This window comes from Flavobacterium notoginsengisoli (assembly GCF_014207905.1).
Taxonomy (GTDB): Bacteria; Bacteroidota; Bacteroidia; order Flavobacteriales; family Flavobacteriaceae; genus Flavobacterium; species Flavobacterium notoginsengisoli_A.
The window spans coordinates 277,458-301,054 of the sequence record NZ_JACHLB010000007.1; the positions used below are offsets into that span (position 1 = coordinate 277,458).

At 32.8% G+C, this 23,597-nt stretch carries 18 protein-coding genes and 1 tRNA gene; 10 read left to right on the forward strand and 9 right to left on the reverse strand.

Annotated elements, in window-relative coordinates:
- Positions 1–17 precede the first annotated feature (17 nt).
- The 4 genes from HNP35_RS20420 (at position 18) to HNP35_RS20435 (ending at position 6,541) form a co-directional block, all read left to right on the forward strand.
- Positions 18–3,116 carry an efflux RND transporter permease subunit gene (locus HNP35_RS20420; protein ID WP_184165855.1) on the forward strand — a complete coding sequence of 1,033 codons (3,099 nt, stop codon included), beginning with the start codon at positions 18–20 and terminating at the stop codon, positions 3,114–3,116.
- Between the two features lie 64 nt (positions 3,117–3,180).
- A complete protein-coding gene (locus tag HNP35_RS20425) occupies positions 3,181–4,491 on the forward strand; it encodes a TolC family protein (protein WP_184165852.1) in 1,311 nt (436 codons plus the stop codon).
- Between the two features lie 188 nt (positions 4,492–4,679).
- The gene (locus tag HNP35_RS20430; protein WP_184165850.1) at positions 4,680–5,543 is read left to right on the forward strand and encodes a bestrophin family protein; all 864 of its coding nucleotides are present in this window, start codon (positions 4,680–4,682) and stop codon (positions 5,541–5,543) included.
- A 74-nt stretch (positions 5,544–5,617) separates the two neighbouring features.
- On the forward strand, positions 5,618–6,541 hold the full coding sequence (locus HNP35_RS20435; protein WP_184165848.1) for an AraC family transcriptional regulator: 924 nt from the start codon (positions 5,618–5,620) through the stop codon (positions 6,539–6,541).
- A 126-nt stretch (positions 6,542–6,667) separates the two neighbouring features.
- Here HNP35_RS20435 and HNP35_RS20440 read toward each other — a convergent pair whose 3' ends face one another.
- From HNP35_RS20440 to HNP35_RS20450, 3 genes are all read right to left on the reverse strand, one after another.
- The gene (locus HNP35_RS20440) at positions 6,668–7,042 is read right to left on the reverse strand and encodes a DUF779 domain-containing protein (RefSeq protein ID WP_184165846.1); all 375 of its coding nucleotides are present in this window, start codon (positions 7,040–7,042) and stop codon (positions 6,668–6,670) included.
- Positions 7,043–7,346: 304 nt separating this feature from the next.
- Positions 7,347–8,366 (reverse strand): alcohol dehydrogenase AdhP, encoded by a 1,020-nt coding sequence (adhP, locus tag HNP35_RS20445; protein WP_240622580.1) that lies wholly within the window; start codon positions 8,364–8,366, stop codon positions 7,347–7,349.
- A gap of 80 nt (positions 8,367–8,446) precedes the next feature.
- Positions 8,447–9,952 carry an aldehyde dehydrogenase family protein gene (locus HNP35_RS20450; RefSeq protein ID WP_184165844.1) on the reverse strand — a complete coding sequence of 502 codons (1,506 nt, stop codon included), beginning with the start codon at positions 9,950–9,952 and terminating at the stop codon, positions 8,447–8,449.
- A gap of 274 nt (positions 9,953–10,226) precedes the next feature.
- Between HNP35_RS20450 and pheT the strand changes: the two genes are divergently transcribed.
- Entirely contained in the window at positions 10,227–12,647 is a 2,421-nt protein-coding gene (pheT, locus tag HNP35_RS20455; RefSeq protein WP_184165842.1) for a phenylalanine--tRNA ligase subunit beta, read from the forward strand.
- 230 nt (positions 12,648–12,877) lie between these two features.
- On the opposite strand, the gene HNP35_RS20460 is transcribed toward pheT, so the two are convergent.
- The 4 genes from HNP35_RS20460 to HNP35_RS20475 form a co-directional block, all read right to left on the reverse strand.
- A complete protein-coding gene (locus HNP35_RS20460) occupies positions 12,878–13,252 on the reverse strand; it encodes a hypothetical protein (RefSeq protein ID WP_184165840.1) in 375 nt (124 codons plus the stop codon).
- A gap of 236 nt (positions 13,253–13,488) precedes the next feature.
- Positions 13,489–14,313: an N-acetylmuramidase domain-containing protein gene (locus HNP35_RS20465; protein ID WP_184165838.1), complete on the reverse strand. Its 825-nt coding sequence runs from the start codon at positions 14,311–14,313 to the stop codon at positions 13,489–13,491.
- Positions 14,310–16,463: a hypothetical protein gene (locus tag HNP35_RS20470; RefSeq protein ID WP_184165835.1), complete on the reverse strand. Its 2,154-nt coding sequence runs from the start codon at positions 16,461–16,463 to the stop codon at positions 14,310–14,312. Before HNP35_RS20470 ends, HNP35_RS20465 begins: the two co-directional genes overlap by 4 nt.
- A gap of 77 nt (positions 16,464–16,540) precedes the next feature.
- Positions 16,541–18,556 (reverse strand): hypothetical protein, encoded by a 2,016-nt coding sequence (locus HNP35_RS20475; protein ID WP_184165832.1) that lies wholly within the window; start codon positions 18,554–18,556, stop codon positions 16,541–16,543.
- A 253-nt stretch (positions 18,557–18,809) separates the two neighbouring features.
- Between HNP35_RS20475 and HNP35_RS20480 the strand changes: the two genes are divergently transcribed.
- Genes HNP35_RS20480 through HNP35_RS20495 form a run of 4 tightly spaced genes read left to right on the forward strand, consistent with a single transcriptional unit; the run spans position 18,810 to position 21,291 of the window.
- A complete protein-coding gene (locus HNP35_RS20480) occupies positions 18,810–19,241 on the forward strand; it encodes a hypothetical protein (protein WP_184165830.1) in 432 nt (143 codons plus the stop codon).
- A gap of 7 nt (positions 19,242–19,248) precedes the next feature.
- Positions 19,249–19,896, forward strand: coding sequence for a hypothetical protein (locus HNP35_RS20485; RefSeq protein WP_184165827.1), 648 nt, complete (start codon positions 19,249–19,251; stop codon positions 19,894–19,896).
- Complete coding sequence (locus tag HNP35_RS20490) at positions 19,869–20,651, forward strand: sensor histidine kinase (RefSeq protein WP_184165824.1); 783 nt, start codon at positions 19,869–19,871, stop codon at positions 20,649–20,651. The genes HNP35_RS20485 and HNP35_RS20490 overlap by 28 nt, the downstream gene beginning before the upstream one ends.
- A complete protein-coding gene (locus tag HNP35_RS20495; RefSeq protein ID WP_184165821.1) occupies positions 20,641–21,291 on the forward strand; it encodes a response regulator transcription factor in 651 nt (216 codons plus the stop codon). The genes HNP35_RS20490 and HNP35_RS20495 overlap by 11 nt, the downstream gene beginning before the upstream one ends.
- Here the strand turns inward: HNP35_RS20495 and HNP35_RS20500 are convergent, their stop codons facing one another.
- Positions 21,292–21,804, reverse strand: coding sequence for an adenine phosphoribosyltransferase (locus tag HNP35_RS20500; protein ID WP_184165818.1), 513 nt, complete (start codon positions 21,802–21,804; stop codon positions 21,292–21,294).
- 113 nt (positions 21,805–21,917) lie between these two features.
- Here HNP35_RS20500 and HNP35_RS20505 point away from each other — a divergent pair.
- A tRNA-Arg gene (locus HNP35_RS20505) sits at positions 21,918–21,991 on the forward strand.
- Here the strand turns inward: HNP35_RS20505 and HNP35_RS20510 are convergent.
- Entirely contained in the window at positions 21,957–23,519 is a 1,563-nt protein-coding gene (locus HNP35_RS20510) for a recombinase family protein (RefSeq protein WP_221433479.1), read from the reverse strand. The genes HNP35_RS20505 and HNP35_RS20510 overlap by 35 nt on opposite strands.
- Positions 23,520–23,597: the final 78 nt, after the last annotated feature.

Genomic DNA, 23,597 nt, shown 5'->3' on the forward strand with positions numbered 1-23,597 from the left:
AAAATCTAAAATTACAAATGAGTTTATCTACAACAAGTATAAAAAGACCTGTTTTAACCATTGTACTGAATCTGTTAATTATACTTTTCGGTTTTATTGGTTATACTTTTTTGGGTGTTCGAGAATTTCCTTCGATTGATCCTGCGCAGGTTTCCATTCGTACCAATTATACTGGTGCGAATTCAGATATTATAGAATCACAAATTACAGAACCTCTTGAAAAAGCGGTAAATGCAATTGATGGAATCCGAAATATTACTTCTTCTAGTAACCAAGGAAGTAGTAACATTACAATCGAATTTAACCTTGATAAAGATTTAGAAGAAGCTGCAAACGATGTTCGTGATAAAGTTTCTCAAGCTGTTAGAAGTTTACCACAAGATATTGATGCGCCGCCTGTAGTTTCTAAAGCAGATGCAGATAGCGAATCTATTATTTCGATGACTGTACAAAGTGATACACGAAGTTCTTTAGAATTGAGTGACTATGCTGAGAATGTTATTTCACAACGATTAGAGACCATTCCAGGTGTAAGTGCTGTACAAATTTGGGGACAAAAACGTTATGCTATGCGTTTGTGGATTGATCCTGCAAAATTAGCAGCTTACGGCTGTACCGTTGCAGAAGTTCGTACGGCATTAAATGCACAAAACGTTGAATTACCTTCCGGAAAATTAACGGGAAACAATACCGAATTAACGGTAAAAACAGTTGGAAATCTCTCTAAACCAGAAGAATTCAATAATATTATCATTCGTACAGATGGTGATAAAATTGTTCGTTTAAGTGATATTGGAGGTGCCGAATTAGGACCAGAAAACATAGAAACTTCCTTAATGTCTTCTGGACTTCCGATGATCGGTATGGCAATTGTGCCAATGCCAGGAGCTAATTACTTAGATATTTCAACAGAATTTTACAAAAAATTCGAAGCTTTAAAAAAAGATTTACCAAAAGATATCAAACTAAACATTGCCCTTGATAATACAAGATTTGTTAAAAAATCTGTTTTAGAAGTTGCCGAAACGTTAGGAATTTCAATCATATTGGTAATTATTATTATTTATTTGTTTTTTAGAGACTGGGCAATTGCTTTCAGACCTTTAATTGATATTCCTGTATCATTAATTGCAACATTTTTCATTATGTGGCTTTTCGGATTTTCAATTAATGTATTGACACTTTTAGCTATTGTTCTCGCAACAGGTCTGGTGGTAGATGACGGAATCGTGGTTACTGAAAATATTTTCAAAAAAGTAGAAGAAGGAATGTCGCCTATTGAAGCTGCGATTAAAGGTTCTAACGAAATTTTTTATGCCGTAATTTCGATTTCAGTTACTCTTGCAGCGGTATTTTTACCTGTGATTTTCTTAGAAGGATTTGTCGGAAGGTTATTTAGAGAATTTGGAGTCGTCATTGGAGCTGCGGTATTAATTTCTGCCTTTGTTTCATTGACATTAACACCTATGCTGAATGCCTATTTGATGAAAGGTGGAGAACAAAAGAAATCTAAATTCTACATTAAAACTGAACCTTTCTTTGAAAAAATGAATAGCAGTTATGCTGAAGCTTTGTCAAAATTTATGGCAAAAAAATGGATAAGCTTCCCTATTCTAATTGCTTGTTTCGGAATCATTTATTTATTTTTCACGATCCTTCCGAAAGAAACTGCTCCTTATGATGACAGAAGCTCTGTAACAATGCGTATGACTACACCAGAAGGTTCTTCCTACGATTATACGTACCGCTTCATGCAGGAAATATCACAATTGGTTGATGATTCTATTCCAGAAAAAAAAGTAAGCTTAGTTATTACTGCCGGAGGTTCTGGAGGTTCAGCAACTAACTCAGGTTTCATAAGGCTTTCACTCACAGAACCTGAAGAAAGAGAAAGATCTCAAAAAGATATTGCCGATAAATTAAACAAATGGACAAAAAAATATCCCGATGCTAAAATATCTGTAATTCAGCAGCCTACAATTGCAGTAAACAGACGTGGAGGTTTGCCGATTCAGTACATTATTCAGGCTCCAAACTTTGATAAATTAAGAGAAAAAATTCCGCTTTTTATGAATGAAGTATCTAAAAGTGACGTTTTTTCTACTACCGATGTCAATTTAAAATTCAATAAACCAGAGGTCAATGTGACAATTGACCGTGCAAAAGCAGAAAGTTTAGGAATTTCGATTTTAGATATTGCACAAACTTTACAGCTTTCTTTAAGTGGACAACGTTTTGGATATTTCATTAAAAACGGAAAACAATATCAGGTAATTGGACAATTCGATCAAAAAGACAGATCTAAACCTTTGGATTTAACATCGATGTTTGTTAAAAACAAAAATGGCGAATTGATTCAGATGGATAACGTTGTAAAAGTTTACGAACAAAGTAATCCGCCGCAATTATACCACAACAATCGTTATATGTCAGCAACAGTTGCTGCTGGTTTAGCGCCAGGAAAAAGTATGGGAGACGGTATCAAAGAAATGGATAGAATTAAAGCTAAAGTTTTGGATGAAAGTTTCACTACTGATTTAGCTGGAGAATCTCGAGATTTCGTAGAAAGTAGTTCTAACACTTCTTTCGCTTTCGGATTAGCTTTATTATTGATTTTCTTAATTCTTGCAGCACAGTTTGAAAGTTTTATAGATCCTTTTATCATCATCTTAACAGTTCCAATGGCGGTTGCGGGAGCATTATTTTCATTATGGCTATTCAATCAAACTTGGAATATTTTTAGCCAGATTGGTACTGTAATGCTAATTGGTCTGGTAACTAAAAATGGTATTTTGATTGTAGAATTTGCCAATCAGTTAAGAGAGCAAGGGAAACCAAAATTAGAAGCTATTTTAGAAGCTTCGGAAGCACGTTTACGTCCAATTTTAATGACGAGTTTAGCCATTGCCTTAGGAGCACTTCCAATTGCAATGTCTTTAGGTGCCGCGTCAACAAGTAGAATCGGTATGGGGGTTGTAATTGTGGGAGGAACAATTTTCTCATTAGCTTTAACGCTTTTTGTAATTCCTGCAATTTATTTAATGTGGTCAAAAGCGAGAAAACATTATCCAGAATTTGATCATATTGACGAATACGAAAAAGAAAGTATAAAATAGAAACCTAAATAATCACGAATTTTACAGGATAAAATTCGTGATTGTCTGGTAAAATATAATAAACATGAATATCAAAAATATATACTTCACTTTATTGATTCTGTTCGCATGTATTATTCAGGCGAATGCACAAGAAGTTCTAACTATTGAGCAAGCTATGACCATAGCTTTAGAAAATAATTTTGAAATTAAAATTGCTAAGAATAATTCCAAAATCAGTGAAACAAATGTAACAATTGGAAATGCAGGAATGCTTCCTACTGCAACTGCCTCTATTGTTGACAATAACAACCTTACCAACTCTACACAAGTTCGTCAAGATGGCACAACAACTACATTAAATAATGCTAAAAACAATAGTTTGTCTTATGGAGTTAGTTTAGGATGGACCGTTTTTGACGGAATGAAAATGTTTGCCAAATACGATCAATTACAGGAACTTCAGAAATTAGGCGACGCAGAACTTAAAAGAACTATTTTAGTCAAAATAGGTCAAGTTAATTCTGCTTATTATGATTTGGTGCAGCAACAATATCAATTAGCGGCTTTAGATACTACAATTGTAATTTCTAAACAAAGATTAACTTTAGCTCAAAATAGATTCAGTATTGGAAAAGCTTCAAAATTGGAAGTTTTAAATGCACAAGTTGACTTAAATACTGATCAAGTAGCGATGCTGAGACAAAAAGAATCTTATGCAAATGCTAAAATTTTATTGAACCAATATTTAGCTCGTGATCCAAAAATTGATTTTAAAGTAACGAACGAAGTTAATGTTGACAACAAATTAGTTTTGGCTGATTTGATCGATTTAGCACAAAAGCAAAATCCTGCTTTAGAATCGCAAATTATTAATAAACGTATTGCCGAATTACAATTGAAACAAGTAAAAGCTGACCGCTATCCTATTCTCCGATTAACAACGGGTTATAATTTTTCAGAAAGCCAGTCTAGTTTAGGTTTTACAAGTGAAAATTCTTCTCGTGGTTTAAATTACGGATTCAATGCTTCAATGAATATTTTTGATGGATTCAATCAGCATCGAAATGAAAAAGTGGCAAAAATGCAAATTGAAAACACGCAAATTGCCATTGAACAGCAAAATATGATTCTAAACACACAATTAAGCACGGCTTTTCAAACGTATTTAACCAATTTAGAATTGATTGATGTAGAAGAAGATAACGAAGCTATTGCAAGACAAAATTTAGAAATTACTTTAGACAAATTTAAAATCGGAACTATCACAACTTTAGATTTTAGAACAGCTCAGCTTAATTATGTGAATGCTAAAGTACGTTACAGTAACGCACAATTTGAAGCAAAACTCTCTGAAATTGCACTAAAAGAATTAGCTGGAAATATTAATTTTTAATTTTTCTTCAAACTATATTATCTGCTAAATCTGCGAGTTGAATTTTCTCTCGCAGATTTAGCAGATTTTTTTTTAAAACACAAATTCCAAAACTTAAAAAAAACATACTTTTTTGAGTTAAAATATTTTTTCAGTTTTATACAAATGAGATATTTTTTAATCTAAATTTGTTTCAAAAACAAACTTAAATGATAACGTACAACACCAAAGATTGGTTTACTTTTATTTTTCATTTTCATAAATCTGATACGGTAAGAAAACTTTTTCCGATTATGATCGCAATTGGAATTTACTCAGCAATTGTATGTTATCTAGAACTTCATTATTTTAAAGTTACAAAAAATGATTATATCCATAGCCTTCCTATTATGCATGGAATGCTTGGTTTTGTGATTTCTCTATTACTTGTTTTTAGAACAAATACTGCTTACGACAGATGGTGGGAAGGTCGAAAACTTTGGGGCGGACTTGTAAATAACAGCCGTAATTTTGCTATTAAACTTTCGGCTATTTTAAAAGATGAAAATGACAGGAAGTTTTTCAGAAAATACATTCCGATGTATGCTGATATTTTACACAAACATTTAAAAGACGAAGATACCAGTAAGCAGCTTTTTGAAGATGTAGAACTAGAAATTGATCAGCATAAACACAAACCGAATCAATTAAAAAGAATCATGTATCATAAAGTCAACGATTTGTATGATGATCGAAAAATTTCAGGTGAACAGCTGATTACTTTAAATGATGAATTGGTTGCTTTTACAGATATCTGTGGAGCTTGCGAACGTATTAAAAACACTCCTATTCCCTACTCTTACAGCGCTTTTATAAAAAAATTCATTTTCTTTTATACTATGACACTGCCTTTTGGATATTCTGTAAGCTTAGGTTATTTGGTTGCTCCAGTCGTAGTTTTCATTTTTTATGTGTTGGCAAGTTTGGAACTTATTGCCGAAGAAATTGAAGATCCGTTTGGAGATGATGAAAATGATCTTCCAACCAAAAAAATCTCAGAAAATATCAAAAAACACGTTGAAGAATTGATTTAATAAAACGTTAAATCTGCCATTTTATATTCTATTTTTCATTAAATTTAAAGTCTTCACCAAAAACTTAAATTTCAATGAACAACCAGCGTTTTCTAGTTAATCCTCTTCAGTTATCACAAGAAAAATCATTGAAAACTCTTGTGGAGAACAGAACAATTTACAATCTTAACCATTGTGAATTGAACTTGTTCGAGACCTACGAATCAACTAAAATGGTTCCGTTAAAGTTTAATGATTTGGTAGTTACAAGTATGCTTCGAGGAAAGAAAGTAATGCATCTTTTTGATGATCCAGAATTTGAATATCTACCTGGTGAAACTGTAATTGTTCCATCAAATGTAGAAATGAAAATTGATTTTCCGGAAGCTTCCAAAAATAATCCAACTCAATGTCTGGCATTAGCTATTGACCAAGCTAAAATTGCAGAGATTTTAAACTTCTTAAACGAACATTACCCTAAAGAAGGAAATAATATGTTCTGGCAGTTGAATTATCAGAATTATTTCTTTTACAATAATGTCGAAATGGCGGCAACTATCAATAAATTGATCAAAGAATGCATGAGTACTTCGATAACTAAAGATATTCTAGCCGATTTAACGCTGAAAGAATTATTGATCCGAATTATTCAAACACAAACCGTAAAATCTATTGACGAAGGGAATTTTCTGGACACAAACAATCCAATAAAAGAAGTTACTGAATATATCAAACAAAATTTGAAAGAAAACATAAGTTTAAAATCGCTTAGCGAAAAAGCTTGCATGAGCACCACTTCTTTCTATCGTTTCTTCAAACGTGAACTAGGTATGAGTCCGATTGAGTATATTTTAAATGAAAAAATAAAATGTGCCAAAAATTTATTGAAGAACCCAACGCTTCAAATTAATGAAGTTTGTTATTTAGCAGGTTTTGAAGATGCTAACTACTTTATCAGATTATTCAAAAAATACGAAGGAATTACACCGAAGCAGTATCAGCTACTTTATATAAATTAAGGTTCTGAGATACTAAGATGCTAAGGTTCTAAGTTTTTTTTAGACGCTGAGATACTGAGAAGCTAAGGTTCTAAGTTTTGAAAACTTGAAACTTGAAACTTGAAACCTGAAACCTGAAACAAAAAACTACTCAATCCTAAAAACTGGTTCTAGATCTTTTTCTTCTTCTGGAGTGAAAATTCTATATTCGATTTGGAATGTCTTTTTTAATGGCGTTTCTAACGAAAAACCTCCCACTCCAAATGCATCAATTACAGTTAATGTAAAATGAGCATGTTTCCAATATTCAAACAGATCTTTGTCTACCCAAAATTCTACGTCTTCAACTGTACCAATGCAAACATCTCCGGTACGCTGATAATAACCTCCTTTTTCAAAACATTGCGGTTGTGTTCCTTCGCAACATCCTCCTGCTTGGTAAAACATCAAATCTCCGTGTTTTTCTTTTAGAACATTTATAAGTTCTATTGCCTTTTCTGTGGCATCAATACGTTTAATCATAACTTTAAAAATTAAAAAACTATCTAATTATATATAAAACGGCTTTTGTTTCATTTACATCTTTCTGTTTCTTTCATCAAGCCTCAGCGAGGCGAAATATTTATAGAAAATAAATTACATCTTTGCAAAAGAGCTCCAGAGGAGCGAAATAGTATAGAATTATAAAATTATGTCGCTCCTCCGGAGCTTTGTCTTCATTATTAAAAACGATTTCTATAAATATTTCGCTTCTCCGAAGCGAATCTTTCTTAATCAGAAAAGGCTGTTCAAAACTATTGAACAGCCTCTGAACATAACCAACTATTTAAGAACTTGCGATATCCAGAACAATTCTTCCTTCAATCTGTCCTTTTTTCATTTTATCGAAAACGGTGTTTACATCTTCCAATTTAGAAGTTGTTACGGTTGCTTTAACCTTTCCGTCAGCTGCGAATTCAATTGCTTCTTTCATGTCTTTTCGGGTTCCAACAATAGAACCTCTAATCGTGATTCTGTTTAGAACCGTATCGAAAATCGACAAATCAAAATTGCCTGGAGGAAGTCCGTTTAATGCCATTGTACCTTTTCTTCTCAATGTTTCAAGCCCTTGTTTGAAAGCGATTGGAGAAACTGCGGTAATCAACGCCCCATGCATTCCGCCAACTTCTTTCTTTAAGAATTCTCCAGGATTTTGATTTTTGGCATTTACAACCAAATCTGCACCTAGTTTTTTTGCCAGTTCTAATTTATCGTCTCCAATATCAATTGCAGCCACATTCATTCCCATCGCTTTCGCGTATTGTACTGCAACGTGACCTAAACCTCCAATCCCAGAAATCGCCACCCATTCGCCAGGTTTAACCTCAGTTTCTTTTAATCCTTTGTAAACTGTAACTCCTGCACACAAAATCGGAGCCATTTCGATAAAGTTCACATTCGAAGGTAAAATCCCAACATATCTGGCATCTGCAATAACAAATTCTGCAAATCCGCCATCTACGCTGTAACCTCCATTTTGCTGACTTTCGCATAATGTTTCCCAGCCTGTAATGCAATGATCACAGCCACCGCAAGCACTGTAAAGCCAAGGCACACCAACGGCATCACCTTCTTTTACGTTTTTTACATCCTGTCCAACTGCGGCAACGTAACCTACAGCTTCGTGTCCCGGAATTAAAGGCATTTTAGGTTTAACCGGCCAATCTCCGTCAACAGCATGTAAATCGGTATGGCAAACGCCACTTGCAATTACTTTTACAAGAATTTCATTTCTGCCTGGGCGTTTTACTTCGACCTCTTCAATTTTTAAAAGAGATCCAAATTCTCTGACGACCGCGGCTTTCATTGTTTTTGGAAGCATAATTCTATGGTTTTACGAGAATAGAAAATCTATCGAAATTCTATTCTCTGGTTTATATTCCTTTTTTAGAAGAAACCTAATTTCTTTTTATCATAAGAAATCAGCATGTTTTTAGTTTGACGGTATTGGCTCAACATCATTTTATGGTTTTCACGTCCAATTCCAGATTGTTTGTAACCACCAAACGGAGCTCCTGCAGGATAAGAATGGTATTGATTTATCCAGACGCGACCAGACTGAATTGCTCTTGGAACCTGATAAATTTCGTGTGCATCACGAGTCCAGACTCCTGCTCCTAAACCGTACATGGTATCATTTGCAATTTCGATCGCTTCTTCTGTAGTTTTAAAAGTCGTAACTGCCAAAACAGGTCCGAAAATCTCTTCTTGAAAAATTCTCATTTTGTTATGCCCTTTAAACAAAGTTGGTTTAATGTAATAACCGCCTTCTAATTCGCCACCTAATTTGTTTTCATCGCCACCAGTTAACAATTCTGCTCCTTCTTCTTTTCCTAATTTGATATAAGACATGATTTTTTCTTTCTGAACAATCGAAGTCTGAGCACCAATCATAGTCGATTTATCCAACGGATTTCCGGCTACAATTGCCTCTGTTCTTTCAATTACTTTTTTGATAAACTTGTCGTAAATATCTTCGTGAATCAATAATCTAGAAGGACAAGTACAGATTTCACCTTGATTTAAAGCAAATAAAACTGCACCTTCAACTGCTTTATCAAAGAAATCATCGTCGTGATCTGCGACAGATGGGAAGAAAATATTTGGTGATTTTCCACCTAATTCTAAAGTCACAGGAATAATATTTTCAGTCGCATACTGCATCACCAAACGTCCTGTAGTGGTTGAACCTGTAAATGCTGCTTTAGAAACTTTTTTATTTGTTACTAACGGACGGCCTAATTCGGCACCAAAACCATTTACAATATTTAGAACTCCTGGAGGAAGAATATCTCCTATTAATTCCATTAAAACCATAATGGAAATTGGTGTACTTTCGGCTGGTTTTAAAACAATTGTATTTCCTGCTGCAAGTGCTGGCGCAATTTTCCAAACTGCCATTAAGATTGGAAAATTCCATGGAATAATCTGTGCGACAACTCCCAATGGCTCACTTAAAGCAATAGAAACGGTTTGAGAATCTAGTTCTGCTATCGAACTTTCTTCGGCTCGGATTACTCCCGCAAAATATCTAAAGTGGTCAATTGCCAATGGAATGTCGGCTGCTAAAGTTTCACGAATTGGTTTTCCATTATCAATCGTTTCAACTGTTGCTATGTATTCTAAATTATCTTCAATTTTTTGAGCAATCTTATTTAATAAAATACTTCTTTCGGTTACAGAAGTTTTTCCCCATGTTTTAAATGCTTCATAAGCTGTATCTACAGCCAACTCTAAATCTGCTTTTCCAGAATGTGCTGCTTTTGTAAACACTTTTCCATCAATTGGAGAAACTACATCAAAGTATTCTCCTGCAATTGGTGCAGTAAATTTTCCACCAATATAATTATCATATTGTGCCTTAAATTCAGGTCTTTTTGCTGTGGTACTCATAATATTCCTTTTTTGATTTAAACCAAATTTAGTTTCATAAAAAGAAACAGAATAGCACTTTTCGTTCATCTTGTAGCACAAAAATTACACATTCGTTTTTTTTAGTTAATTATAATATTTAATTAATAAAATTTTAATAGATAAATTATCAAAAACTTAGTTGATAGCATTTTACAGTCAAGAAAAAACAGCAAGAAAAAACCAAATATTTTTTTTCCTACTCCACCGCGCAATCCTTATATTTGTAACCTTATTCAAGAATAAAAAAGTTACAATGAAAATATCTTACAACTGGTTAAAACAATTTATTAAAACAGATTGGACATCTGAACAGACTTCAGAATTACTTACAGATCTTGGTTTGGAAGTTGAAGTTGTCGAAAAATACCAATCTATAAAAGGAGGATTAGAAGGAGTTGTTGTTGGACACGTTCTAACTTGCGAAAAACACCCTGATGCCGATAGATTGAAAGTTACTACAGTAAATGTTGGTTTAGAAGCTCCTATACAGATTGTATGCGGTGCTGCAAACGTTGCTGCGGGACAGAAAGTACCAGTTGCTACAATCGGAACAATTTTATACGATAAAGATGGTGCAGAATTCACTATCAAAAAAGGAAAAATCCGCGGACAGGAAAGTCACGGAATGATTTGCGCTGAAGACGAATTAGGTTTAGGAACAAGTCATGACGGAATTATGGTTCTAGCTGAGGATTTAGTTCCTGGAACTCCTGCTTCTGAAGTTTTCCAAATTGCAAATGATGAAGTTTTCGAAATCGGATTGACACCAAACCGTGCTGATGCCATGAGCCATTTTGGAACTGCACGTGATTTAAGAGCCGGAATGCTACAGCGCGGTGTAAATGTTGAATTGATTACTCCTTCTGTAAGCAATTTTAGAGTCGATATGCGTACTTTAAAAATTGACGTAAATGTTGAAGATAATCATTTAGCGCCAAGATATTGCGGTGTAACTATTTCTGGAATTTCAGTTCATGAATCTCCAAATTGGTTAAAAGACCGTTTAAAAGCTATTGGTTTAACTCCAAAAAATAATATTGTTGACGTTACTAATTATGTTTTACATGAATTAGGACAACCTTTACATGCTTTTGATGCTGCAAAAATCAACGGAAAAATTATCGTAAAAACAGCTGAAGAAGGAACAAAATTCGTTACGCTTGATGATGTAGAAAGAACGCTTCACAAAGAAGATTTAATGATTTGTGACGAAAAAGGGCCGCTTTGTATTGCAGGTGTTTTTGGAGGAAAAAAATCTGGAGTTTCTGAAGGAACTACAACTATTTTCTTAGAAAGTGCTTATTTCGACCCTGTTAGCATTCGTAAAACAGCAAAAAGACACCAATTAAGCACAGACGCTTCTTTTAGATTTGAAAGAGGAATTGACCCAACTATTACAGAATATGCTTTAAAACGTGCAGCACTTTTAATTCAGGAAGTTGCGGGAGGAAAAATTACTTCTGATGTTGTGGAAGTTTATCCTAAAAAAGTGGAAGATTTCTCTGTTTTATTGAATTTCAGCCATGTATCTAAAATTATTGGACAAGAAATCTCAAAAGATACAATTAAGAAAATCTTGGTTTCTTTAGATATTAAAGTAAACAGCGTTTCTGATTCTGGTTTAGGCTTAACAATTCCGGCTTATCGTGTAGATGTTCAGCGCGAAATTGACGTAATTGAAGAAATCCTAAGAGTTTACGGTTATAACAACATTAACTTCTCTAAGAAATTTAATGCTACTGTAGCAAATTCTCCAAGAACAGAAGATTATAAAGTTCAAAATACAATTGCTTCTCAATTGAATTCTCAAGGATTTCATGAAATGATGGCCAATTCATTGACAACAGCAGCATACGCTAAATTATCAACTTCATTAAAAGAAGAACATAATGTTTCTATGCTGAATCCGTTGAGTAGTGATTTAGCTACGCTTCGCCAATCTTTATTGTTCTCTGGTTTAGAAGCTGTTTCATACAATATTAATAGAAGAAATTCGGATTTAAAATTATTTGAATTCGGAAAAACATATCATAAATATTTAAACGGATACGAAGAGCACAAACACCTTTCTTTATTAATTTCTGGAAATAGAAACAAAGAAAGCTGGACTAGCGCTCAAAAAACTACAGATTTCTTTTTATTGAAAGGATATGTAAAAGCGATTTTATCTCGTTTAGGAATTGAAAAGATTTCGAATGCACCAGTTCAATCTGATATTTATTCTGAAGGAACCGCGATTACGTATAATAATGATATTTTAGTTGAAATGGGTGTTATTAAAAAACCTATTTTAAAACATTTCGGTATCAAACAAGATGTTTATTATGCTGATTTTAACTGGGATTTGGTTTTAAAAATCATTACAGGAAAAATTAAATATACGGAGATCCCAAAATATCCTGAGGTTCGTAGAGATTTGGCTTTGTTAATTGATGAAAAAACAACTTACGAAAGTATTTTCAACTTGGCTAAACAAACTGAAAAATCACTTCTAAAAGACATTAATTTATTTGATGTTTACCAAGGTGATAAATTGCCAGAAGGAAAAAAATCATACGCTTTGAGTTTTACTATTCAAGATAACAGCAAAACATTAACAGACGCTCAAATCGACAAAATCATGTCTAAATTACAGCAGACATTCGAAACTGAGCTTGGAGCTACATTGAGATAATATTTTTGTTTCAAGTTTAAAGTTTCAAGTTTTGCCAAGCGCATAGTTTTAACGCAAAGAGCGCTAAGTTTTACGCAAAGGTTCGCAAAGTTTTTATTTACAAAGCTTTGCGAACTTTTTTTTACGTTTTATTAAAGTCTGTACAGAAAAAACCTTGCGTTCTTTGCGTTAAAAATATGCGCAAAGTTGAAAACATGAAACTTGAAACCTTAAACTTGAAACAAAAAAAATCAACTAATCAAATAACGATTCCAGATGTGATCGCCTAGTTTTTGAATTCCTGTTCCTAGGTTTTCGGTTTCTAATTTAGCGCTTGAATTATCATCAAAAATCATTTCTAGGAATAATTTGCCATTTTCTTCACAAATATTCCATTTTCCAAATTCTTTTGTAGACGATTGATTTGGTAGATAAAGTCCGCCACCAGAAACACTTCTAAATGATTCTTTAATATAAATGGCACTAAAATCTGAATACAGATAAATTTGATATTTTTCTTCCTCATACCAGCCTCCACCAGAATAATCTCGGTCACTTTTTGCTTTTTCTAATTTCAAAACTTTATTGGATAAAGAATTGATCATTTGATTTACTAAATAACTCATATCTTTTTATTTTTTTGTTTCAGGTTTCAGGTTTCAGGTTTACTAACTTTGAACATAATTTTAACGCAAAGAGCGCTAAGAGTTTTCGCAAAGGTTCGCAAAGTTTTATTCACAAAGCTTTGCGAACTTTTTTACGTCCTGTAAACGTCTGAATAAAAAAACCTTGCGCTCTTTGCGATAAAAAATCCACGCACAGCAAAACTTGAAACTTTAAACCTGAAACCTTAAACACTTTTTTATCTCGAATATTTCAGATAAGCTCTCATAAGCTTCTCGTCGTATTTATTGGTTTTATAGGCTGGCCCGTTGTATTTTAAGGCGAAAGAAGCCCAATTTTTATTTCTGAGAACTCCAAGTAAATTGTTCTTTTCAAGAAATAATCCGAAGGCTTTTAAATGGTCTCCTTCATTTTGATTCATTTTTTCTACAAATTCATCGATGCTTTTATAACCTATTGAAACTGCATTAAAGCCCATAATTTGAAAAAGTCCCCAAGAAGCAGAACAATTTGCGGCATCGATAAATCTTTTGTCTTGAGCTAAATTTCTAGCTTTTTCTAAACGAATATATTCTGCAGTTCCGCCGACGTAATATTTTTTAGTATAATTTTCGAATAAAATATCTTGCGTATTCGAATTCATATACGATTTTGGATTTATATTTCTCTTTTCTAATTCGCGCCAAAAAATATGTCCTTCAAACAAAATCTTCGGACGTCCATCAATTAAAAAGCCTTTTCCATTGCTTTCTACTTCATTCACAGCTTTTACAACTGCTAATTCTAAATTAAACTGCTTTGAAAAATTGATTAAATCTTGCTCGGAAAGCAGTTTGTTATTGGAAGAAAAACCGTTTTTACTTTTTTCCAAAAGTGTAGACCAAGTTTTTAATCCAACAACACCATCAACGACGAGATTATTCTTTAATTGAAAATCTTTCACCGATTTATCAGTTGCTGTTCCAAAATAATCTGAAACCACAACATTGTACTTTAGTTTAGCTAAAAGTTCATTTAAATAATAAACTTCTGGTGATTTTGCACCTGCTTTTATTGTTTTCATGATTTTTTGTTTATCGTTATTTTTGAAGATTTAGAGAAGTCAAAAACTTCATTTGAAGAACCAATCAGATTGTCATTTTTATCGAAATAATTGACTTTATAGGAAATCAAAGTATTGTTTACAAATGTGTTTTTAATGATAAAATTGAATAAGATTGGAGTAGAAAATTCCGATTTCAAACGCTCAATTATAAATTTACTTCCCGTTTCCTGAACCGTTAATTCAATTGTAATTTTATTAACCGATGCATTCTGAGCTTTAATCTGAACTTGAACATATCGATTATAAGCTGTTGATTGCGAAACAATCTGACTAAACTCTGAACTTATATTTTCTATATTTTCAAAATCAAAAAATACATTTTTCAATTCTCCAGAACTATTCGGATTTAGCGATAAAAATTCTAATAGTTTAGTATCATTGCTAATTAACTGCGGATAGGTTTTAAAAAAAACACTATTGATATAAGTTGCATTTTGATTGTAAACCAGCAAAGCCGAATTAAGTTTGCAGTTTGATATTGACTGATTTTCAATCTGAATTTTCTTCGTTAAATTGTCAATTGTAGCTTCTATAATTTCGCCAATTGTCTTTTCAATATTCAGCTCAATTATACTTGAATCTTTTATTTCTTTATGCTGAAAATTAATGTTCGCATATTGTGAAATCGTATTATTTAAAGCATTGATCATAATACTGGCTTCAGACAAATTTTCTGTAGAAAGATCAAATAGGAAGTGTTTTCCGTCTGTAGAAATATCAGATTGCTGCAAAAAATAATTCCCGCTTACCTCGTACTCCGCACCAATATCATTTGGAAATAAAAATTGTACTTTATCAAAATAATCTGTGGTATCTCCGTCAAGGAAATTATTCTGTAAAAGTGCTATTTTTAGTTTTGCGAGATCAAATTCGGAGAGATTAGGGCCAATTGCAAACTGAAAACTTATTTTTGAAATCTCTTCTGCCGTTCCTGCTCCATCTTCAAAAGCATGAAAAATGGTAGAAATACAAGGTTTCATGGTGTTTAAATCTTTAGACAAGCTGTAAACTTTAGAAATCACCAAAAAAGTATTGGGCTGCACCATCGATTTATAAATTGAAAGTTTACTAAAATTAAATCCTGTGACAAAAATTTGCTTAAACTGAGAAAAATCTTCGTTTAGATTAAACGGAATATTTACAAATCCGCCACCGATAGTTTTATATAAACTAATTGTAGGATCTGCACCAATTGGATAACTCAAAGTTTTATTGACTTTTAAAAGAAAAGTACTTTTTACGTATTCTTCTTGCACATTCGATTTTATGCTGTTTTCAAGCTGAATTCCTGATATCACGGTCTTAGGCGCAACTTTAGTCTGCAAATCAGCTCTTACCATGAGCGGACTGTTTATAAGAACTGCTTTAGGCTGCATTGCAGTTTTAGTAATCGTTAAGTCTTTCTTAGTGATATTCTGACTTTTTAAAAGAGAAATATCTCTCGCAAACAGAAAATTTCTCTTTATTTTAGAATATCCTTTAAAATCAAAGAAAAGATCAATATTGCATTTTAAATCATTTAGATTAGAAACTAAATTCAGAAACGCAATTTTTACCGCTTCATCAATCAAATCAAATTGAATTTCCTGCGTTGCTGTATTTACAGTTCCATTAATTTTTACAAAATCGAGATTTACTTTTAAATTTAAAATCGCTTCTTTTAAATTAAGAACAATGCTTTTCTGATTGTTTTGCAAGGGCTTTTCTTTAATCGAATATTTTAAAGTTACTTTACCAAGAAGTCCGCCTTTGTTCCCCAATTTATCTGGTACATTTTCATAATAAAAAACAGTTCCGTTATTTGGCATTATTTCAACTTGTGGAAAAAACAAGGTAATTTCATTTTTAAAATAATCCTTAAAGTAATCATTCTCATTAATTGCTTTATCTCCTTCAATAAGAGGAAAATAATTCTCAACAAAAGGAAAAACCAAAATAGGCTTTATGTCTATAGAATGAATAATTGGATGCTCAATAACCTTAAAATCATTTGCTTTATTCATTGTCACCGCAGTGAATGCTGTGCTCGGTTTAGCAGGCTCAAGATTAAATCTGTTTACAGGAACCAATTTTGTTCCTTCGAGCTTAAATGTATTTAAATCTGGCATAATGTTCTGGTTTAATAATTAGCATTTGAAGAAACAAAAGGGACATGACGCCCCTTTTGCTTACTAACTCAAAAAAATTATTCCATAAATGGAGCTCTGATTTTCTCAATATCCGCATTTTGAGCATCAGTTCCAGTTGGAATTTCGAACAAAACATCTCCTTCTTGATAATCAATTTTGATATAATCTGTAGAAATAGAAACCTTTTTAGATTTCTTGCCGATTTTTCCGCTGCAAGTATATTTTACTTTGTATTCTGTTGGTTTAATAGTATAATCCAACTCATACCAAGCTCTGTACGGAATTGCATCTTCAAAATTATCAACGGTAAACTTGAACTTTTTAGACGACATTTTATCGACTTTTAAAGTCACTTCCAATGTGTCGCAATCGTAAAGTTCTTCTGTAGATAAAGTGTAATTGATCATGTTTTGAATTGGTAGCGGAACGAAGATTTTTGTTCCTTCAAATTCAAACTCTCTTGTAGTGTCTTTCAACTTGATTCTCTTATCTTTTTCGTACATTACTTCCTGACGAACTTTAACTTTAGTGGAGCCATTATTTTTTACAAAATCAAAAACAAAAGCATTTTTTTCTTTCGATTTATCGTTCCAAGTCGCTGGAAAAATAGCATCGATTTCTTTACCAGATCTGCTTACATTTTTGACATACGGAGTTCCTTCTGGCGCAATCATTCTTCCAGAACTTTTCCAAATCATTTTACCTTTAGAATCTGGATATCCCACTTCAATTGAAACTTGGCTAACCGGACTATCATTGACAATATCGCTGTCTTTGTCTAGTTTAATTAAACCTCCGTTTAAAGAAGCAATTACTTGTACTTTTGAGAAATCTTCGTCTAACTGAATTTCAGTGATGTATTTTTTCAAATCTGCTTTTGCTTCTGGACCAGATTTTAAAGTTAAAGGAGTAAGATTTCCGCTGATTTTTGAGTCTAAAACTTCAATAGCAGAGAATTTAATTTCGTCTGTAAATTTAACTTCTCTTACTTGACTTCCGTGTTTTAGGCTCACTCCTACGCTTCCGCCACCAAAAAGAATTCTGAAAAATCCACCTGGTTTTTCTGGAGTTGAAGCTGGAGTAAATTGTTTTTCTGGCGCATCAAAAATCTGTTTCTGAACCATTTGAAAAGCAAAATCTCTCTGTTTTTGAAAAAGAGCTTCTTCTACTTTTTTTCTTTCCTCATTAGAAAACTGATTATCAGTAATAATTTCACTAACAATTCCGCCTTGAGTTAAGATTTTTTCGTACTCGCTTTCCCAATTCACATCTACAAAAGACCAGCTTACATTGGCTTTCGCAGAAAAATAAGTGTGTACTTTTTTGACATCTACCGTTGTTTTAATTGTTGTCGTTGGCATGTAGCCTTTGTACTTAATTTTGTTTTCGATAACCAGATTATTCGATCCTGATTCTAATGCATTCTTAACCAAAGAAGCACTGTTGCGCCCCATAAGTACAGAAAGCGCATTATCGCCTAATCCGAATGTTGTTCCTGCTCCTTCTCCCTGAATATTAAATGTCCAAGGATTTGCTCCTCCAAACGGATTATTTGGCGATTTTTCGCCTACAACATGCATTGTAATTGTGTTTTCTGTTAATTGAATCGGTCTAACATTGGTCTCGTTGAAATCTCTGTCAACTCCTTTCAAATAAGAAAATAATCCAAAAAGTTTTGACTGTCTTTGGTTATTGTAATTCGTATGAAGCTTTTGTTTTAATTTATCGATTGCTTTTTTCAATAAAGCTTCTGGCAAATCGATTGTACTAGTTAAAGTAGTATAAGCTCCTGCTTCTTCTTCCAATCCTTCTGCACCAATTACAGTTGACGAATCTCCTTCTGATTTAAAAACCTGCATCGCAAATTTGAATCTTCCGTCGGGATGTTTCGCCAAACGTGGCGCTTTCGGATAATAATAAAACTGCATTGGCAGACCGGCATCTCTCAATAATATATTGTTAGGATCTGGCGAGAAAAGCACTGCATAATCTGCTCCATCTTCTTTCTCTAAAAGAATTTCTACTGTTCCGGCTCCTGCATGAGGATAACCTAGGGCTGTTGGTTGTGACATAATTTTTAATTTTTAGTTAATAAGGTTTAAAATTTTAAAAGCCAGCTATTTATCATAAAACTGACGATGTAAAATTCTATTTTTATAAAATATTATGTAACAGCGCTTTAACCCATTTTTTAGAATCATTATTACCCAAATAAAAAAGGGGATATTTCCCCTTGTCACAACTTTTCGTTTCAGATAATTTTGTTTCCCAACAGCAATCAAAATCCTGTTAACTAATTCCTTAACCAATCAACAATAAATAACTATGAAAAATCCTCCCGCAAAACCGAGTCAGTTAATCACAAAAGAATTTGCAAAACAATTGAATGTGAATTACAACAATAGAAGAGCTTCTCTTACCGCAAAAAAAGCACAAAAAGAAGATGCAAATGCCATCTGGTATTCATTAGAAGAACTAGAAAATTATATTCACTATATAAAAACCAACGGTGCAAAAGACGGATATAATGTAGACGGAATTCGTTTTTATTTTGGCGTTTATCCCGAAGATGAAAAACATGGAGAAAAAGCTGGATTAACCACTTTATTTTTAGTACCGACTGGAAAAAAAATAGAGCAGAATACGGCTAAAATTCAAAGTTTTGCTTTGACACAAGAGCCTTTATCTTCTGACATACAAAGCCTTGAACCAATGAATTATGGAAACATCGGAAGACCACCAAGTTTAACATATTAAAAAAACTATGTTTGAATTTTTACGATCTTATGTCATTTACTTAGCTTTTTTATCGGGACTTATTGGCTTGTTTTCACTTCCAAAACTTCCTGGTAATAAAGCTAAATTTTTAGTACTTTTAATCTGGTTTTCAATCATAATCGAAATTGTAGGTTATTATTTTAACTATTGGACGGGATTACTGAATTATTACGTCTACAATTTCTATATGTTCGCCAGTTTTACCGCCTATATTTTACTTTTACGAGCCTTACTTACTAAAATAAACAATAGACTTTTAGCAATTCTGTTTCTGATTCTGTTTATTGTTTCTTTCTTTTTAAACATTTTATATTTTAAAGAAGATACCAATCGATCGTTTACTTATAGTTTTGCTATCGGCGTATTATTGGTTTTAATATTATCCTGTTTGTATTTGGTAGAAATTTTTAATTCAAACAAAATTTTAAATTTTAAGAAGTCAGTTTTTTTCTGGTACGTACTAGGAATACTCGTTTTTCATGTTCCTTTCACTCCTTTTATGCTGGCTATCAATTGGTTTTTAATCAAACAAGACGAATCTGTATTTAGTTTAGTTTTGTTTATTTTAAATTTACTGGCACATTGCTGTTTTATAATCGGATTTGTATGGAGCGAAAAGAAATACAATTATTAGTTATTTCGTTAGGTATTGTTTTCTTTACCTTAATCGTCACACTAGTGATTATTTTCTTCTATTTTTTGAAAAAAAGAAACAGTTATTTAGTTGAAAAAATGGAAGCTGATTTGTATTTTCAATCTGAACTTGTAAAAACCAGAATCGAAATTAAAGACCAGACATTATCTGAGATTAGCAAAGAATTACATGATAATATCGGGCAAATTATTTCGGTTGCCATTATGCAACTTAATATTTCGATTAGCAATAAAAATGCTCAAATAAGCGAACTAAAAGACCTTAAATCTGTATTAGCCAAATCGTTGGATGAATTGAGAATTCTTTCTCGAATTATAAATAAAGATAATTTACTGCAAAACAATTTTCTAGAAGCCATTCAGCAAGATTTAGAACGGATTAAAAAATTAAAGAAAATAAAATACAATTTTTATCAAAAAGGAATTGTTCCAAGTATAAATGAAGAACACGAACTAATTATTTATAGAATTTTCCAAGAAGCGCTTCACAACAGTTTAAAACATTCCAGAAGTGACTTATTTGATGTTTATATCGAAACGACAGATTCTGTTTTTAAACTAAAATTAAAAGATTTCGGAATTGGATATGATCTCAAAAAATCAAATTCAGGAATCGGACTAAACAACATGAAACTGAGAGCTAAATTAATTGGTGCCAAATTAATTATAAATTCAGATCAAACGGGAACCGCTGTAACTATTGAATATCCATTAACTCAAGGCTATGAAAACTAATTCAAAAAATAAAATTCTAATTGTTGATGATCATTTGCTATTTTCTCAGTCTTTAGAGCTTTTAATCAAAAGTTTTGGAGATTATGAAGTTACAGAACGTTTCGAAAATGGAAAAGTTTTTATTGATTATATCGAAGAAAATAAATCTGCGGAAATTGATCTTATTTTGCTCGATGTCAATATGCCTGTTCTAGACGGCTTAAGCACAATGAAATGGCTTAAAGATTATCGTCCAGACTTAAAAGTAATAGCATTATCGGTAAACGATGATGAAGAAATCATAATCAAAATGATCACCAACGGTGCAAAAGGCTATTTATTGAAAGATACCTCTCCAGAAATATTTAAAGAAGCTATTGAGTGTGTAATCGAAAAGGGTTTTTATTTCACCGAATTAGTTTCTGGAATGCTCATCAATAAAGTTAACAGCAGCGACAAAAAAATCAATTTAAAAGAAAAAGAAATTGTTTTTATCAAACATGCCTGCACCGAAATGACGTATAAAGAAATTGCATCAGAAATGTGTTTAAGTCCTAAAACTATTGACGGTTACCGAGAATCTCTTTTTGATAAACTTGAAATAAAAACCCGAATCGGATTAGTTCTTTATGCTATAAAACATAAAATTGTTTTTGTTTAATTAATACGTTAAAGCTGCAAAAACAGGATATTCGTCGATTTTTTCTCTTCCGTTTAGAAAAGTGAGTTCCATTAAGAAATTACATTGTACAATTTCGCCACCTAATTTTTCTACCAGTTCGCAAACCGCTTTTGCAGTTCCGCCAGTTGCTAAAACATCATCGTGAATTAAAACACGATCTCCTTTTTTAATTGCATCTGTATGCATTTCTAAACTATCAGAACCATATTCCAATTCATAAGAAGCGGAAATTTTATCAAAAGGAAGTTTTTTTGGTTTTCGCACTGGAACAAATCCGGCATTTAATTCTTGAGCAAGCAGCATTCCGAAGAAAAAACCACGACTTTCTGCTCCAACAACCTTGTCAATTTTCTGATTTTTTAGAGAATCTAGTAAAACTTTCAGGCAATTTGTTCGCGCTTCGGGGTTATTTAGTAAAGGAGTGATATCTTTAAATAAAATTCCTTCTTTTGGGAAACCCTGAATATCACGTATATAACTTTCGAACTGCATTTTTTTTTAATTTTATGTTATTTTTTCCTTGTTTATCTCACATTTATACCTATCTTTGCACCCGCAATAAGCAATCAACAAAGCTACAAAAAATAGCTAATTGATACAAAAAAGGCCTCGTGGCGCAACTGAATAGCGCATCTGATTACGGCTCAGAAGGTTACAGGTTTGAATCCTGTCGAGGTCACTCTATGGGACAAAAGATAAAAATCATCTTTTGTTCCATTTTTTTTATCCCGTAACTCCTTGTTTATCAAATATATACTCTCTACAATTTTGTTCACTCTAGCGGTTTGTATTTTATTTTCACGAATCGTAAAATTTTCAGGGTAAACTAAACCTATTAGACTCCGAGCTTCTGATAAATCCATATCTACATAAGCTTCATTCATTTTAATTAAATTCTCAATGCCTTTATTTAAAAGGGATTCGATGCTGTGTCTATCTTTTGCTATGGATGATAATTCCCTTTCAAGGTTTGTAATTCGTATAGTGTAGTCATCTTTCATTAATTTATAATCATCGGAATCTATTTTTGATGTTAAAAGAAGATCCCTTGCATTACTTAATCGAAGTTCATAATCTTTAATCTGTTCTAAAAGTCGTCGTTTCTGTTCACCAGCATTATTAGCCAATTCTCGGTGAGTTTCAAATATTACAGATGTGTATATTTTTTTGACCTCTGGTATTGGCTGGTATTTTTTTAGGTCATCAATAAATAATTTATTGGCTATTTCAGAATTGATTCTAAATTTACACTGGGCTTCGCAATGATAATAATAGTAATGTTTATGTCTGCCTTTACACTTGCTTCCCTGAAGCTTTTTTTGGCACTTTGGACAATTAAAAAATCCTCTAAGGGGAAATTCTACAACTGTTTTAATTTTAGGTCTGTAAATACGGGATTTTCCATCTAAAATATCCTGAACATTATAGAAAAGACCTTCCGTAATTAAAGGCTCATGCTGTCCTGTAACTAACATACTTTCTTCATCTTTATATTGGGGGACAAAAATTTTACCACAGTAAATTGGATTTCGAATTAAACCCCACATATTGCTTTTGGTTCTTGTAAAACCTCTTCTGCATGCAAGATGGTAAACCTGTTCAGTGTTAAACACTCCTCTTGCAATTTCTTCGAATATCCATCTCATTACTGATGCAGCCGGCTCTACAAGAGCAATATATTTAGTTCCGTCCTCTTTTGATTTATTTGCATAACCAAAGGGAGCAGTTCCCATATATCTTCCTTCTTTTTTAGCTCTTCGCATTCCATGAAAAGTATTTAAAGCCCGTCTGTCGTTCTCTACTTCTGGGGCAGCGAGATAAAAAGCAAGCATCATCTTATTTTCCGGAATAGATAAATCAAGAGGCTGTTCGATAGCTTGTGGCTCCACTCCAAGTTTTCGTAGAACACTTATCATTTGGTATGCGTCACCAGCATTTCTACTAAACCTGTCCCATTTTGTAAATAAGACAAAGTCGCATTTGTTTTTTTCTCTTTTAAGATTAAGAAGTAATTTATTCCATTGTGGTCTATTAAAGGTTTTGGCTGAATGATCTTCGTAAATAACATTACGAACTTCAATATAATTTATAGAACAATACTTACGTAGGACTTCTTCCTGATTTCTTTGTGAATATCCTTTCTCAGCCTGCTCGTCTGTGCTTACACGAATGTATAAATCTGCAATAATACTGGAAAAAGCGGTCAAATTGACCACGCTTTTTCAGCATAAAGTGACCACCGATTTCGGGTCAAACTGACCACTCCTTTTCAATTTAAACTGACC

Excerpts from the sequence above, each read along its gene's own strand:
- HNP35_RS20420 (WP_184165855.1), top strand. The coding sequence starts at position 18 with ATGAGTTTATCTACAACAAGTATAAAAAGACCTGTTTTAACCATTGTA.
- HNP35_RS20425 (WP_184165852.1), top strand. The coding sequence starts at position 3,181 with ATGAATATCAAAAATATATACTTCACTTTATTGATTCTGTTCGCATGT.
- HNP35_RS20430 (WP_184165850.1), top strand. The coding sequence starts at position 4,680 with ATGATAACGTACAACACCAAAGATTGGTTTACTTTTATTTTTCATTTT.
- HNP35_RS20435 (WP_184165848.1), top strand. The coding sequence starts at position 5,618 with ATGAACAACCAGCGTTTTCTAGTTAATCCTCTTCAGTTATCACAAGAA.
- HNP35_RS20440 (WP_184165846.1), bottom strand. The coding sequence starts at position 7,042 with ATGATTAAACGTATTGATGCCACAGAAAAGGCAATAGAACTTATAAAT.
- adhP (WP_240622580.1), bottom strand. The coding sequence starts at position 8,366 with ATGAAAGCCGCGGTCGTCAGAGAATTTGGATCTCTTTTAAAAATTGAA.
- HNP35_RS20450 (WP_184165844.1), bottom strand. The coding sequence starts at position 9,952 with ATGAGTACCACAGCAAAAAGACCTGAATTTAAGGCACAATATGATAAT.
- pheT (WP_184165842.1), top strand. The coding sequence starts at position 10,227 with ATGAAAATATCTTACAACTGGTTAAAACAATTTATTAAAACAGATTGG.
- HNP35_RS20460 (WP_184165840.1), bottom strand. The coding sequence starts at position 13,252 with ATGAGTTATTTAGTAAATCAAATGATCAATTCTTTATCCAATAAAGTT.
- HNP35_RS20465 (WP_184165838.1), bottom strand. The coding sequence starts at position 14,313 with ATGAAAACAATAAAAGCAGGTGCAAAATCACCAGAAGTTTATTATTTA.
- HNP35_RS20470 (WP_184165835.1), bottom strand. The coding sequence starts at position 16,463 with ATGCCAGATTTAAATACATTTAAGCTCGAAGGAACAAAATTGGTTCCT.
- HNP35_RS20475 (WP_184165832.1), bottom strand. The coding sequence starts at position 18,556 with ATGTCACAACCAACAGCCCTAGGTTATCCTCATGCAGGAGCCGGAACA.
- HNP35_RS20480 (WP_184165830.1), top strand. The coding sequence starts at position 18,810 with ATGAAAAATCCTCCCGCAAAACCGAGTCAGTTAATCACAAAAGAATTT.
- HNP35_RS20485 (WP_184165827.1), top strand. The coding sequence starts at position 19,249 with ATGTTTGAATTTTTACGATCTTATGTCATTTACTTAGCTTTTTTATCG.
- HNP35_RS20490 (WP_184165824.1), top strand. The coding sequence starts at position 19,869 with ATGGAGCGAAAAGAAATACAATTATTAGTTATTTCGTTAGGTATTGTT.
- HNP35_RS20495 (WP_184165821.1), top strand. The coding sequence starts at position 20,641 with ATGAAAACTAATTCAAAAAATAAAATTCTAATTGTTGATGATCATTTG.
- HNP35_RS20500 (WP_184165818.1), bottom strand. The coding sequence starts at position 21,804 with ATGCAGTTCGAAAGTTATATACGTGATATTCAGGGTTTCCCAAAAGAA.